14 protein-coding genes are annotated in these 13,408 nt (G+C 36.2%); 6 read left to right on the top strand and 8 right to left on the bottom strand.

The features are described 5' to 3' along the window. The first annotated feature begins 488 nt into the window (after positions 1-488). The 6 genes from AC4EG4_RS16835 to AC4EG4_RS16810 all read left to right on the top strand — a co-directional run bounded on the left by AC4EG4_RS16835 (position 489) and on the right by AC4EG4_RS16810 (position 6,224). Entirely contained in the window at positions 489-1,409 is a 921-nt protein-coding gene (locus AC4EG4_RS16835; protein WP_490988500.1) for an ABC transporter substrate-binding protein, read from the top strand. Between the two features lie 66 nt (positions 1,410-1,475). Further along, a complete protein-coding gene (locus AC4EG4_RS16830; RefSeq protein WP_490988472.1) occupies positions 1,476-2,492 on the top strand; it encodes a FecCD family ABC transporter permease in 1,017 nt (338 codons plus the stop codon). Further along, positions 2,485-3,519 (top strand): FecCD family ABC transporter permease, encoded by a 1,035-nt coding sequence (locus AC4EG4_RS16825; RefSeq protein ID WP_490988471.1) that lies wholly within the window; start codon positions 2,485-2,487, stop codon positions 3,517-3,519. Before AC4EG4_RS16830 ends, AC4EG4_RS16825 begins: the two co-directional genes overlap by 8 nt. Before the next feature lie 27 nt (positions 3,520-3,546). Then, positions 3,547-4,332, top strand: a complete 786-nt coding sequence (locus AC4EG4_RS16820; RefSeq protein WP_490988470.1) for an ABC transporter ATP-binding protein — start codon at positions 3,547-3,549, stop codon at positions 4,330-4,332. Positions 4,333-4,348: 16 nt separating this feature from the next. Further along, entirely contained in the window at positions 4,349-5,416 is a 1,068-nt protein-coding gene (locus AC4EG4_RS16815) for an NAD(P)/FAD-dependent oxidoreductase (RefSeq protein WP_490988469.1), read from the top strand. A 310-nt stretch (positions 5,417-5,726) separates the two neighbouring features. After that, positions 5,727-6,224, top strand: coding sequence for a ferritin (locus tag AC4EG4_RS16810; RefSeq protein ID WP_490988468.1), 498 nt, complete (start codon positions 5,727-5,729; stop codon positions 6,222-6,224). A gap of 164 nt (positions 6,225-6,388) precedes the next feature. On the opposite strand, the gene AC4EG4_RS16805 is transcribed toward AC4EG4_RS16810, so the two are convergent. The 8 genes from AC4EG4_RS16805 to AC4EG4_RS16770 all read right to left on the bottom strand — a co-directional run bounded on the left by AC4EG4_RS16805 (position 6,389) and on the right by AC4EG4_RS16770 (position 13,312). Then, on the bottom strand, positions 6,389-6,898 hold the full coding sequence (locus AC4EG4_RS16805) for a MepB family protein (protein ID WP_490988467.1): 510 nt from the start codon (positions 6,896-6,898) through the stop codon (positions 6,389-6,391). A gap of 291 nt (positions 6,899-7,189) precedes the next feature. Then, on the bottom strand, positions 7,190-7,537 hold the full coding sequence (locus AC4EG4_RS16800; protein WP_490988466.1) for a type II toxin-antitoxin system RelE family toxin: 348 nt from the start codon (positions 7,535-7,537) through the stop codon (positions 7,190-7,192). Then, entirely contained in the window at positions 7,538-7,897 is a 360-nt protein-coding gene (locus AC4EG4_RS16795; protein WP_490980153.1) for a hypothetical protein, read from the bottom strand. Between the two features lie 345 nt (positions 7,898-8,242). Further along, the gene (locus AC4EG4_RS16790; protein ID WP_490988465.1) at positions 8,243-8,461 is read right to left on the bottom strand and encodes a hypothetical protein; all 219 of its coding nucleotides are present in this window, start codon (positions 8,459-8,461) and stop codon (positions 8,243-8,245) included. Positions 8,462-8,497: 36 nt separating this feature from the next. Then, positions 8,498-8,782: a YjcQ family protein gene (locus AC4EG4_RS16785; RefSeq protein ID WP_490988464.1), complete on the bottom strand. Its 285-nt coding sequence runs from the start codon at positions 8,780-8,782 to the stop codon at positions 8,498-8,500. Positions 8,783-8,817: 35 nt separating this feature from the next. Then, positions 8,818-9,489: a hypothetical protein gene (locus AC4EG4_RS16780; protein WP_490988463.1), complete on the bottom strand. Its 672-nt coding sequence runs from the start codon at positions 9,487-9,489 to the stop codon at positions 8,818-8,820. A 32-nt stretch (positions 9,490-9,521) separates the two neighbouring features. Beyond that, a complete protein-coding gene (locus tag AC4EG4_RS16775) occupies positions 9,522-11,327 on the bottom strand; it encodes an ATP-dependent helicase (protein ID WP_490988462.1) in 1,806 nt (601 codons plus the stop codon). Beyond that, entirely contained in the window at positions 11,324-13,312 is a 1,989-nt protein-coding gene (locus AC4EG4_RS16770; protein ID WP_490988461.1) for an ATP-dependent nuclease, read from the bottom strand. The genes AC4EG4_RS16775 and AC4EG4_RS16770 overlap by 4 nt, the downstream gene beginning before the upstream one ends. Between the last annotated feature and the right edge of the window lie 96 nt (positions 13,313-13,408).

The raw sequence follows: 13,408 nt of genomic DNA, 5'->3' as shown, positions 1-13,408 counted from the left end.
TTTTGTTCTTGCTTTTGATTGGTTGCCTTCAGCATATTCAATGGCTTGGCCTAAACTGGATTTCAGGTCATCAAAAAACTAGTTTTCATTCATTTTCCATCCATCTTTTCGCAAGTATACGAGCTTTTTAGCTGATCTACTAATTACTTTAGTATCTTTTTTTGATCGGGTTTTAACGTTGCTTGTTGGTTCTTTGCATAAATTAGAAGCAGAATCGTATTGGAAGACGAATGAAGACGTTTTGAATCAACTTTGAAATATTGTTACTTTATTTTTTTTCTTTCGTCAGATCGAAAAAAATTTAAGAAAAGGTAGCAATACGCGCAAAGAGTGCTTATAATAAAAAACAGAAGTTCTAATTGATAATGATTTTCATTATCGTTTATAACTTAATCAAAAAAGGAAAGTAGTGAAGAGATTTGGGCTCGAATTGGAGTAGCAAGAAAATAATATTTTTAAGTATAGCGTTATTCTCCCTAGTTTTAATTATGGCAGGTTGTGGGAAATCTGAATCGTCGAGTACAAGTAATGTTGCAGCTGGAGCAAGTGATGAAGAGAGTCAATCCATTACGCATGCGATGGGAACAACAGAAGTTCAAGGAACGCCACAGCGTGTTGTGACTCTTTATCAAGGCGCAAACGATGCAGCAGTCGCACTTGGTGTAAAGCCTGTGGGGGTTGTTGAGTCCTGGGCAGAACAACCCGTTTATGAATATTTGAAAGATGATTTAGCTGGTATCCCAATTGTTGGACAAGAAACACAGCCCAGCCTAGAAGAAATCGCAAAACTGAAACCAGATTTAATCATTGCTTCTAAAGTTCGTCATGAAGAAGTGTATGAACAACTTTCAGCCATTGCACCGACCGTGGCTCATGAAACTGTTTTTGCTTTTAAAGAAACAGTGGATTTAATGGGACAAGCGCTAAATAAAGAAGATGAAGCTCAAGAATTATTAGGAGATTGGGATGAACGAGTAATCGATTTTAAAGAAAAGTTACAAGCCGAGATGGGTGATGAAGCACCAAAACATGTTTCGGTATTGAATTTTAGAGCAGACCATTCACGTATTTACTACACTGGTTTTGCAGGATCGATTTTAACTGAACTTGGATTTGAGGGCCCTAAAAATATGGTAGATGATAGCCTCGAAATCCTCCCGCTAACAGATAAAGAAAGTATTACGGAAATGAATGCAGATGCTTTTTATATTTTCATGGATAAAAATGATCCGGCAGTTGTCAAAAACTATGAAGAATGGACCAATCATCCGTTGTGGGAAAACCTTGACGCGGTTAAATCCAACAGAGTCTACGAGGTAGACGAAATTGTATGGAATCTGGCCGGAGGCATACTGTCAGCGAATCTCATGTTAGATGATATGTATGATCGATTTGGGTTAGAAAAATAAAAAGGTAAGGGGTGGGAGAAATCCCGTCCCTTATTCTCTTTATCAGCATAGAAAGCAGGGATCAATATGGGGAAGTTATCATCTCATAAACCTTTTAAATTAGTTGTTTTACTTGTCTCTATTATTGTGATGAGCCTTTCATTTATCTTGAGTCTCTCAGTAGGACAAAATTCAATTCCATTCCGTACGACGATCGAAGCGCTTATTTATTTTGATTCAACGAATACCGAGCACATTATCGTGACAACCTCTCGAATGACTAGAGCGATTATCGCTACTTTTATTGGGGCCAATTTAGCTGTTGCAGGTGCATTGATGCAAGCAATGACTAGAAACCCACTGGCTGCACCAGATATTTTGGGAGTAAATGCAGGAGCACTATTTTTCATTGTTCTTTCGTTCACTTTCTTTTCAATAGATTCCTTGCAGTCATACATGTGGGTTGCCTTTTTAGGTGCAGCGATCGCAGGGGTTTCTGTGTATTTTCTTGGTTCGCTGGGGAAAGACGGATTATCGCCTATTAAGATTGTTTTAGCGGGTGCTGCTATTTCTGCTCTCTTTATTTCGTTCACACAGGGATTACTTGTGATTGATGAACAACGAATACAAAGCATCTTATTTTGGTTAGCGGGTTCCGTTTCGGGCAGAAGTTTAGAGATGATTCTCCCTATTTTGCCCTATATGATGATTGCGCTAGGAATTGCATTATTCCTCGGGAAACCCGTTACGATATTACTGGCAGGGGAAGATGTAGCCAAGAGCTTAGGTCAACGAACGGTCTTGCTGAAAATTATAATTGGTGCCGTTGTCATTGTGTTAGCTGGCGGTTCAGTCGCGGTAGCTGGTTCGATTGGGTTTATTGGCTTAATTGTTCCTCATTTAGTAAAGGGGATAGTCGGACCTGATTATCGCTGGGTGATCATTTTGAGTGCGTTGATCGGCGCGAGTTTACTTCTACTGGCAGATGTAATTGCGAGATTTATCATTGCGCCACAAGAAATGCCGATTGGTGTAATGACTGCGTTAATCGGAACCCCCTTTTTCATCTACATTGCTAGGAAAGGGGTAGTGAAGAGTGGCTAGGTACATCACAGTTAAAAATAAATCAGAAAAATTTTCGTTTCAAGTTGATAAGAAAACGATGACCACCGTAATAATCCTAAGCTTATTTGCGATAGTGATTCTTATCATGAGTCTTTCAATCGGCAGTAGTTTTATCAGTCCGTGGGTAGTCATTAAAAACTTACTGGGCCTAGCAGAACCAGACTTTATACTAAATGAATTGAGACTTCCGAGAGTCTATCTTGCTTTTATGGTAGGTGCAGCTTTAGGTGTGGCAGGATCTATTTTACAAGCAATTATTCGAAATCCATTGGCATCGCCGGACATCATCGGTATAACAGCCGGGGCTTCTGCGGGGGCGATTATCTTTATCGTGGTTTTCTTAGGAACTGTTAGCGCCACATTCATGCCACTAGCAGCGATTCTGGGTGCCGTCATCGTGGCAGCAACTATCTATCTACTAGCGTGGAATAATGGTGTCACCCCCATTCGTCTTGTGTTAATCGGAATCGGCATAGCAGCTGCGATGAAAGCGATTGTCCTGATGATGCTTGTTTTGAGTGATACAGCTGTCACGACGAAAGCCTATCTTTGGTTAACAGGAAGTCTATATGGCTCCAATTGGGGACATGTATACTCGATGCTTCCTTTCGTCCTCCTGTTTATTCCGTTAACAGCTTTTCTCGCTCGTTCTGTAAGTGTAAAGGAACTGGGCGACGACATTGCGACTGGGCTAGGCGTAAATGTTCAATCCAGACGTTTTTTGCTTTTATTGATTAGTGTAATCCTAGCGGGTTCTGCAGCTGCCTTTGCAGGTGGTATTGAATTTGTCGGGTTAATTGCGCCGCATATTGGCCGATTGTTGATTGGGCGTTCATTTGCTGCACTAATCCCTGTTTCTGCATTAATTGGGGGAATGATGGTCGTGTTGGCTGATTTTGTAGCTCGAACTGCCTTTTTGCCTTTGGACATTCCGGCAGGGGTATTTACCGCAGCTATTGGCGCACCCTTTTTCATTTATCTCCTGTTTAGAAATCGAAATAGCTAATGAAGTAGAAAGGAGACGAGAAAAAATATGTTACAAGCAAACTCTTTAACCTTAGGTTACGGTCAGACACAAGTAATCGAAGATCTACAATTAACCATACCTAAGGGGAAGATTACGGTTTTTGTAGGAGCCAACGGTTGTGGAAAGTCTACATTACTCCGATCTCTAGCACGCCTTATCAAACCCCAGTCTGGTGAAATTATATTAAATGGTATGGAGTTGAAAAAGCAGTCTACTAAAGCAGTTGCTAAGAATCTTGCTATTCTACCCCAAACTCCTTTAGCTCCAGAAGGGTTAACGGTACTTCAACTAGTCAAACAAGGCCGGTATCCCCATCAGAGTTGGCTAAAGCAATGGTCAACGGAAGATGAGTACGTCGTAAATCGTGTGTTGGAACTGACAGGCATGAAAGAATTTGAAGAAAAAACAGTCGATTCCTTATCAGGTGGACAAAGGCAGCGTGCTTGGATTGCTATGACGCTTGCTCAAAAAACAGATGTTCTTTTATTAGATGAGCCGACAACCTATTTAGATTTATCTCATCAAATCGAAATTTTAGATCTTCTTTTTGAGCTAAATGAAAATGAAAACAGAACGATAGTTATGGTTCTACACGATTTAAATTTAGCGTGTCGTTATGCACATCATATCGTAGCCATTTTTAATAAAAATATCTATTCCCAAGGAAAACCAGAGGAGGTTATTACACCTCAGATGGTGCAAGATGTATTTTCCATGCGCTGTGAAATTGGAAAAGATCCATTATACGGTACACCTGTATGCGTTCCATATGGCAAAGGAAGAAAAATCTAGAGGAAGGGGTTTTGACATGAAGCCTAAAGAAATTTTTGATGTGAGCATAATTGGCGGTGGACCGGCAGGCCTTTTTTCTACGTTTTATAGTGGATGTCGTGAGATGAAGGTGAAATTAATCGAATACCATTCTGTTCTTGGAGGGAAATTAAATGTCTATCCAGAAAAAATGGTTTGGGATGTAGGTGGCATGGATCCGGCTCCTGCCCATCAATTAGTCGATCGTTTAGTGAGACAAGCCAAAATATTTCAACCTGAAATTGTACTCAATACAAAAGTTACCTCCATTTCAAAAGACGAGGAAGGCATTTTCACCATCTATACTCAAACGGGCGAAGAACACTATTCTAAAGCCATTATATTGGCTGCTGGGGGTGGGATATTAGAGCCTACACGACTTGAGATTGATGGGGCAGAACGCTTTGAAGTGACAAATCTGCACTATACGGTGAAGTCACTCACTCAATTTAAGGGAAAGCGAATCCTGATTTCGGGCGGCGGAAATTCAGCGATTGATTGGGCGAACGAACTAGAATCGATTGCGGCTAAAGTGTATTTGACATATCGAAAAGATTTATTGAAAGGACATGAGGCTGAAATTTCTAAATTACAAAAAAGCTCGGTGCAATGTTTATTGAACACGGAAATTGAAAAATTAGTCGCTTCACCTGATCACGAAACAATACAGCAAGTTATTTTAAGGGATCAAAACCAAAATGACTCTATCCGTATTGATGTAGATGAAGTCATTATTAATCATGGATTTGAAAGAGAAAGAGAGTTAGTGGAAAACAGTCCCATTCCCATAGAAATGGCCTCTTCAAGAACAGTAGCAGGCAATTCGAAAGGAGAAACTTCAGTGCCGGGATTATTTGCGGCCGGGGATATTTTAGAGCACGATGGAAAGCTGCGTCTTATTGCAGGGGCTTTTACAGATGGAGCTACGGCTGTCAATCAAGCAAAATTGTTTATTGAACCGGGTGCCAGCAATCGAGGGATCGTCTCTACACATAATGATATGTTTAAAGACAAAAATAAAGTGATTTTCAAGAATACAAAGCTCGATAAATTAATCGTTAAGTGACTAAAATAGTACAAGTGAAGAAAATCGTTTTTCATAGATAAATGTCATTCTAAAAAGGTCTTAAACTTTTTTACTTGCCAAAAATACTGCGCCTTGGTTGTCGATCGATGCAATTGAGCCACTCAACGCACGTAAGATTCCCGAACGGCTTCTACGGATTCCCTTTTATCGTCGAAAAGAATTGTCTCCAATAGGTGCTTTACCACAGAGAATGTTTTGGCTTCATGTTCTTGAGGGAAATTATGTCATTCATTGGTTAATCAACACCCATGTCACAATAACGTTAATTAAGATCGAGGAGGAAGTTAAGATGTTGCCAACAAATTTAACACAAGCGTTAAACGATCAATTCAATAACGAACTTCAGGCGTCACATGCATACACAGCGATGGCGTCCTACTTTTCAGGAAAAGGATACCATGGATTTGCCAATTTCTATTTAATCCAATCACGAGAAGAACATGTTCACGCGATGAAATTCTATCAATATTTGGTGATGATGGATGAGCAACCTGTACTCCAAGCGCTAACAGAACCTAAAAACCATTATACAAATGCCCTGGATGTTGTGGAAGCTTCACTTGCGCAGGAAAAATCCGTGACGGCAAACATATATGCATTGGTAAGTTTGGCGGATGAGCTGCAGGAACATGCCACCTTATCGTTTTTGGATTGGTTTATTGAAGAACAAACGGAAGAAGAAAAAATGTTTCGGGATATGATTATTCGCTTAAAAGGCATCGAAGAAGGTGGCGAGTATTTCCTCAAAATGGACGACGAGTTCGCTGCAAGAAAACCGGAAGAATAATACGAGCAAAAACAAACAGCCCACGGTTGAGATCGTGTGCTGTTTATTTTATAGAAAGAAATGATAGATTTAGTATTAGAGGATTTGTCGATACTATACTCATTTTTATCCCCAACATTTGGTTTCACTAACTCCGTGTAAATGTACACCACGACTGCAGAAAATTAATGAGAATACAGTTTTGTCATTTTTTCTTTGGGTGCATTATTTGAATTACTCAAATCAACAAAATAAGGCAACTGCCATTCTTGTGTTTTCATCGCTTGCTTGCTGGTTGGTACATCCCAAACTGGATATACTCTTATTGCCATTTTCCCCTTTGTTGAATTGGACTTAAGAATACGCTGATTGAGAAGAACTTCTTTTGGGAAAACAAATTGTCCAAACTCATAATCACTCTTAAAAGTAGTTATAACTAGTAGATCTGGTGCTTCCTCATATGAATAGGGTTGATTTTTATTGTTTTCATCTTTTTCCCAAAATGCAACAAATTGTCCTGTTTTCGTAGATGTAGTATTCGCCACTCTGAATCGAACGGTTTTAGAAGAAAGTTGAAATATACCAGCACCATACTTAGCGTTTTGTTTTTCTTCTTGAACCGATTTTAAAAGTAAATGATTTGGTTTGTAAATTAGTTCATTCACATAGCATAATGCTTTATAAAAATCTTTCACTGTTCTCCTCCTTAAATTAAAAATTAGTTGGTCGGTGTATTGAAAAACAGCTTTTCTTAATCGAATAAGTTGTTAAGCCAACCCACCAGGAAGCTATGACATGAACGTGCACTTTTGCGAATCCTTTTTATAAATGTACCACTTGAGTATAGAAAGTAGGAGACTACCTTTATTATTCCTCCATTATTTTGCAGAGTAAATAGTATGTTTATATTTTCTACTATAGAAGCCTTACTGTTGAAAGTATGATCAAATAAAAAAACCTCCTTACTGGAGGTCTCTTAAAATTATTTAGTTTTCTAGGTTTTTTAAAAAATCTGCAAGTCGGTTAGAAGCATCTTTAAACGCTTTATCTTCGTCTCGATCACCTATACCAAGAATCATGACGATTTCTAACTCGTCCTCTGTTCTTCCTGTAATTCGATAAATAACTCGAATGCCACTGCCTTTAAACTTCAATTCCTTACAACCATGCAATTTCATATTTCGCTTATTTTCAAGTTCTTTTCCAAGTGTATCAGCCCGTGTTCGTAGCTTTGCTAATCCCTTATTCACATGTCCTTTTACGCTGCCATCTAGCTTATCGTATTCCCTTTGAGCCTTCTTATCGAATCGAATTTTAAACCGATCTTGGCTCATTTATTCGAATAACTCGTCATCTTCAATTTCATCGGGATCACTAGACATAATTTGAGCATAACTAACTTCCCCAACAGCTTCACGTAGTGAGATAGAGTCTTCGGGATGGGCAGCAGCGTGTTCAGCACGACGAGCGATTTCGTCCATATAGAATAGTTCGCGATAAGTTTCAAGCTCTTGATACATTTTGAGGTAGTGTGCGTAATCTAACACAACACTGTCGAGCTTATTATTGGCCAAAATGTATTGGGGTGAATTTTTTGCAGCAGCTCGTACTTTGCCGAACGTTTTAGAAGCAACTCCAGCCGCTGTGATTTGTTCATCGCTGAACTTAGGTCTTTCTGGAATATGAATACTCATCGTGATCAACTCCTTATTGTTTCATTTAAGTAAAGTATACTATATAACATTATTCGAGTACAGAAAAAAGTCTGTAGTATCATACGTATTTTCGTACGTACTATGGTGTGTCGTCTTTTTTACAGCTCTTATTTTTTAATTTTTTAGGAATCGTCATAACTAGTATCAATTAGTTTTGGAAATAGAGGATTGTCATAACTAAAAAGTTGAGTGAAAAAGTAGCTATTATCACACTCTTATTAAGTGCCAATATGACATTTTGATACGCAATCTCTTGTAATGAAAATAGAACAGGATAATATTAATTCAAAAATAAAAAGCATCCCGAAAAATGCTTTTAGTTTCTCACCAATTTATTGCAGTATCGGCCGTTGAATATATGTATACTGCTACTAGAAGAACCATGCTAACAATTCCGAAAATTTGGCGCATAACTCCTTTTGGAACTAATTGAATTAACAAGAACAGAACACCGGCTGCTATCATCGTAGGAATAAACGGAATGAAAAGTGGTCCGAAAGCATTTTTAATGTCTTGTAACTCAAAGAATTTTAACTCTGGCAATTTCTATAACTCCTTTTTGTTTAAGATTTATGAGTTTTATTTAATCCAGTCTCTCATTTCTTGCAAGCCTCTATACATTTTGCTCCAAGCAGTGTTCGCTTGAAGGTAGTTTTCTCCCTTTTCGGTCAAATAAGCACTGTTCTCCCAAAATTGAGGACGATCATCAGCATAAAATACTCCCTTAAGATATTCTTCTCGAGATAAATGTCTAACAGCGTCGTCAAATTCTTCTTCGTTGACATTAAAATGCATCTCAGAAATAATTATATTTCCTTTTTCTATTTCTTTTAGAATGGCATACCTAAGCTTTTGCTTGTCCATAAATTTTCCTCATCTCTGATAGTACTTGAAATACATTATTTTATTTCTATCAAAAGTTTATCTAAGTCGCTCGTGTTTTTCTGAACGCTGAAGTCATCAAAAAATCTCACAATTGTTGTAACGTTGTAGTGGAGCGCAAACAGTTTCTTAAAAACATCACCAGCCATTCCTTCTAGTGCAAAAAGATCATCCAAAATATAAGCTTCTATATTTGAATGCGGTAATTCTTTTCGAGAATAAAGTCTGTGGTTCCCATCAATTAAAACTTTATCACTTACGGGGCTATAAGATACGAGAATAATCGGATCAAATCTTTTAAGTTTTTTAATTTGTTGTAAATTCTCCATATTAATAAAATTAGTCTCTACTAAATTGGAAAGTTCTTTTACTTTAAGCTTCTGTGGTTTAATACCAGCTTCACGAATCAGTTTTGTCAGTAAGTCAACGTCCCAAATGATGCGATAAAAATCATTTTTGAAATAATCGAAATGTAAATCTTTTCTAAAGTACTGCTTGGATCCCAATGTGATATCCGGTTTTTTTGCTGTTTGTACCGCCCTATATTGGTTTCGTATTAATTGAATATATTTAGAATCAATTTTACGAGTGTAACTATGGATAAATTGGTTATAGAAGTTATTCATTTTATTGAAATTCTGTTTCTCTATCTCTCTATACTCGTCAAAATCTTTTAAAAGTTCCTTCAAAATCTCCATCTCCGTTCATTTAATCTAGGACCTTAAGATTCAAGAGAATTATTTAATTCTTCCCAAAACATTGATGGTTTTTTAGAAAAATTTTTTAATCCATACTTGGTTCGAGATTCTATTCTTTTCGATCGTAATAAGTAACAAACTCGCTTTGCTCTTGTTAAACAAACGAAAAAAATACGGCGTTGTTCATTGAGCTCTTTTGGGATATGAACAGTGGAAAAAAAGGGGAAATTTCCTTCTTCCATTCCCAACATGACTACTACTTCAAATTCAAGACCTTTTGAGCTATGCCTTGTAGAAATAGTAACTTGTTTTTCTGGTTTTCCAGTTTGTGAAAAATTTTCCACATCAAAACTTTTTAAATCTCCATCTTTTATTTGATGTCGGAAAGAGTTTATTTTTTCAATATCTGACTGATATTGAACAGATTTTTCTATAACTACTTCTAAATGAAGAGTTTCCACCACATATGAAAACCAAAGATGCAAACTATTTTGGTAAGATTTACTTTCAACTAAGATTGATAGTAAATGCTTTTTGTTTAGTAATTTTTCATCTTCGGATAAAATTCCTTTTTGAGAAGTCAACGTGTTAATCCAGAAATCAGATAAATCCATAAATGAAGCTGTTGAATTGTCTAGGGTCCAAGATGCGCAATCTTTTAACCAAAGAATAATTTTGCTTTTCAAAAATTCGTGTTTTGTTAAATAATGTGGAATATTGGATTGACTCATAATTTTGCTTAGTTCTTTTACATGATCACCATTTCCGACCAGAACGCATATTTCTTCTAAGGGAATATTTTTTGCGAGGCAATCGGGGATAATTTCATTTACTACATACTCATATTGCTCTTGCATTTGTTCTTCACATGTTACAAAGAAAAATTCTGCGTTCTCGTTAATTCTTGTACCGGCTTTATATTCTCTATCATCCAAATTTAATGCAATTGTTGCTGCATCAATAATTTCTTGATTACTTCTATAATTTGTTTTGAGATCTATAGATTTAATACTTGTCATATCGTAAAGCTCAAGTAAGTAATCTGGAAGAGCGCCCTGAAAACCGTAAATTGATTGATCAGGATCGCCAACTGCGAATATTTTGATGCTAGTCTTGTGAAGTAAGGTCAATACCATTTCGTGAAGCGGTTTCCCGAAATCTTGATATTCATCAATTAGTATCCAAGGGAACTTTGCCTCTAAGCATTTCCGAACATAATTTTGATTTTTGATTAATGTGGTGGCACATTTGATTATTTCAATAAAATCAACCTGTTTTCTTTCTCGAAGGTAGTATTCAAATTTCAAGGCTACCTCTCGTGCAGCCTCAGTTGATTCAGTCTCTATTAAACTATCTCCATCAATTAGTTGAGTTCTGACTTTATCCATCGCTTCAATTTTTAAAGATTTCTCATTAATACCCTGTTCTTCAAGTATTTTTTTAAATAAATTGGTTTTCTCATTTTCCGAAATAATATTTAAAGGTAAGGATATAGTGGTAGCGTAAAGATGAGCAAATGGAATTATCACTTCTGAAATGCAGAAAGAATGAACTGTATCAAGCACAACATTCTTTCGCTTTTGATAACCAAAAGATTTCAATCTATTAGTAAACTCTTTAGCAGCAGCATTACTATAAGTAATGCAGGCAAGTCCACGAGGTGGAGAGATTTTTTCTCTTAATAACTGAATTATCTTTAAGGAAATTACAGTTGTTTTGCCACTTCCGGGCCCTGCTTTGACTACGGTACTAGAATTAGATTTAAATGCAGAATATTGTTCCGGATCTTTTTTAATCTGCTCAAGTTTTAACGAATACAAGTCCATCATAAATCATCTACCATTTCAAAAATGACATGTATTGCCTCTTCTATATAAGTAGGAATATTTTTCTTACTACATTCTGAAGAAAGACCTTGAGCGAATCTACCTTTACCTATTCGTGAATGCTTACTTTCTATCTTCTTTAAACAATCTACAAAATCCCCTTGATTAATTGAAGTTTCAAAGTTCTCCTTCTGCTTTTTTCCACCGGCTGTTAAATCATTGAAAACTTGAATAAAGACAGTAATTTGTTGGTTATCCTTTGATATATCCATCATATCTAATTCAAATGTATGGTTCCCTATGAAAAAATTGTGATTTTTATAAAAATCATCTGCTTCATTAATATCCAAAGGTATCTCATCTTTATCTGCTTTTTTTAAATCTATTAGCAACTTTTTCGTCCTATCTAATCCGTCGTAACCCAAATATTGATGGGAAGGATCAAAGGTATGACCGAAAATTTTTGAAGAATCAGCACCTTCTTGATGGTAATAGTCTCCGTCTGTAATAACTACATAAGGAATGCCGAGAGAATCAAGGAATTGGACGTACGGTTTAAAATTTGTTGAGTTAATGTTGCAACAAATAATGCCTTTTTGATCTAATGACTGATTCAGGGATTCTGCAAAGCTAGGAATTAAATATTCTTCTGCAATACCCTCAATTAAAATAATCCCTTTTCCAAAGTATATTTCGCCTTTTTTCACATCAACATATCTTTCCAAATCCTTATATTCTCTTTTTGTTAATTCTAAAGAAGCACTAGTTTTGACGGTAGTTCCTTTATTCATTGAACGAAGGTGAACAATAGAATCAATTGGGGCTACTGATGTAAGGTAAGGTGAATGGGTTGTCATTAATACAGACGTATTTTGTTTCATTACGTCTTTAAATATAAGTCGTTGAAGACCTGGATGTAAATGTGCTTCAGGTTCTTCAATTGCTAAAATTGTAAAACCTTTATTTTCACCGAAATAGTTATCCATAAATGTGTAAAGGGTCGCTTGATTTTCTGCAGTTAAGCTATCCTTTAATAAATAGTTGCTGCTTTCATTTTGTACGTAACACTCATTTAAAATCTGACTTCCGTCTTCTAATAAACTTAAATAGGTATCTTCTTTTAAAATTGCTGGAATCGTTTTGTCTTCCAAAGATAATAGAATTAGAGACATGTACAATATGTTATTGAGCCCTAGGCTAGTATCACTGACAGATCTTTGACCGTTACCCATCATAATCTTTAAGGTATTTAAAATTCGATTGGGATCTAAATCTATTGTCTCAAGAGTTACATTAGAGTCTATTTGTTTTCCAATAATGGTAGAAAATCTACTATTTATATTTTCTGTAAGATGAACTAATTCATCTATAGAAAGTACTTCATCGCTTGTCGTTTTTATCTTTAAAGCAATATCAAGCAACTCTTCCTTTCTAATATCGTAATTTTTTAAAAGCTGATTAATAGGAGACTTTCTTACATTTTTCATTTCAGCCTCAACGTCTCTTATAGCTGGAATTACCTTTAAGTTTAAATATCTGCGATGGTAGTGGGTAAAAGCAACGTCTTCTCGGGTGCCTTGAAAAATACGATACTGATATTCATAACTTCCATCTACATTCTGGGTTGCAAAGTAATGATAGGTTAACCGTATAGTAGCCGGATCGTCTGTCAGAGTAGCATCAGATAAAGTAGCTAGTAATGTTTTGTTATGATCAAATCCTTTGATTTCAATAGCTATCTTAACTTCTTCGCCATTATCCATTGGATTTTCAAGTTTTTCGTTGAAATCAGAGTTGATGAGAAAACGATCTTCATCACTTAATTGTGGATCAAGTATTAATTGTATTGCTTTTAGAAAATTTGTTTTTCCTACATTATTTTCGCCAATAATCACTTGTTTATGAGCTAATTTAACATCCACATCTCCAAAGTTTCTGAAATTTTTAATTTTCATTCTAGATATATACGGTGCATTTGGAATATTCATCTTTAATAAGTCCCCCAGAATATTTTCTCTCAATTATACATTAAAAATATTACAAATATTGTATTTTCAATATTTTTCTGAAATATTTGGTATCTA

Source organism: Planococcus sp. TJ-201 (assembly GCF_058268495.1).
Note: the sequence above shows the minus strand (reverse complement) of the source record. Positions and strands in the feature narration are given on the sequence as shown.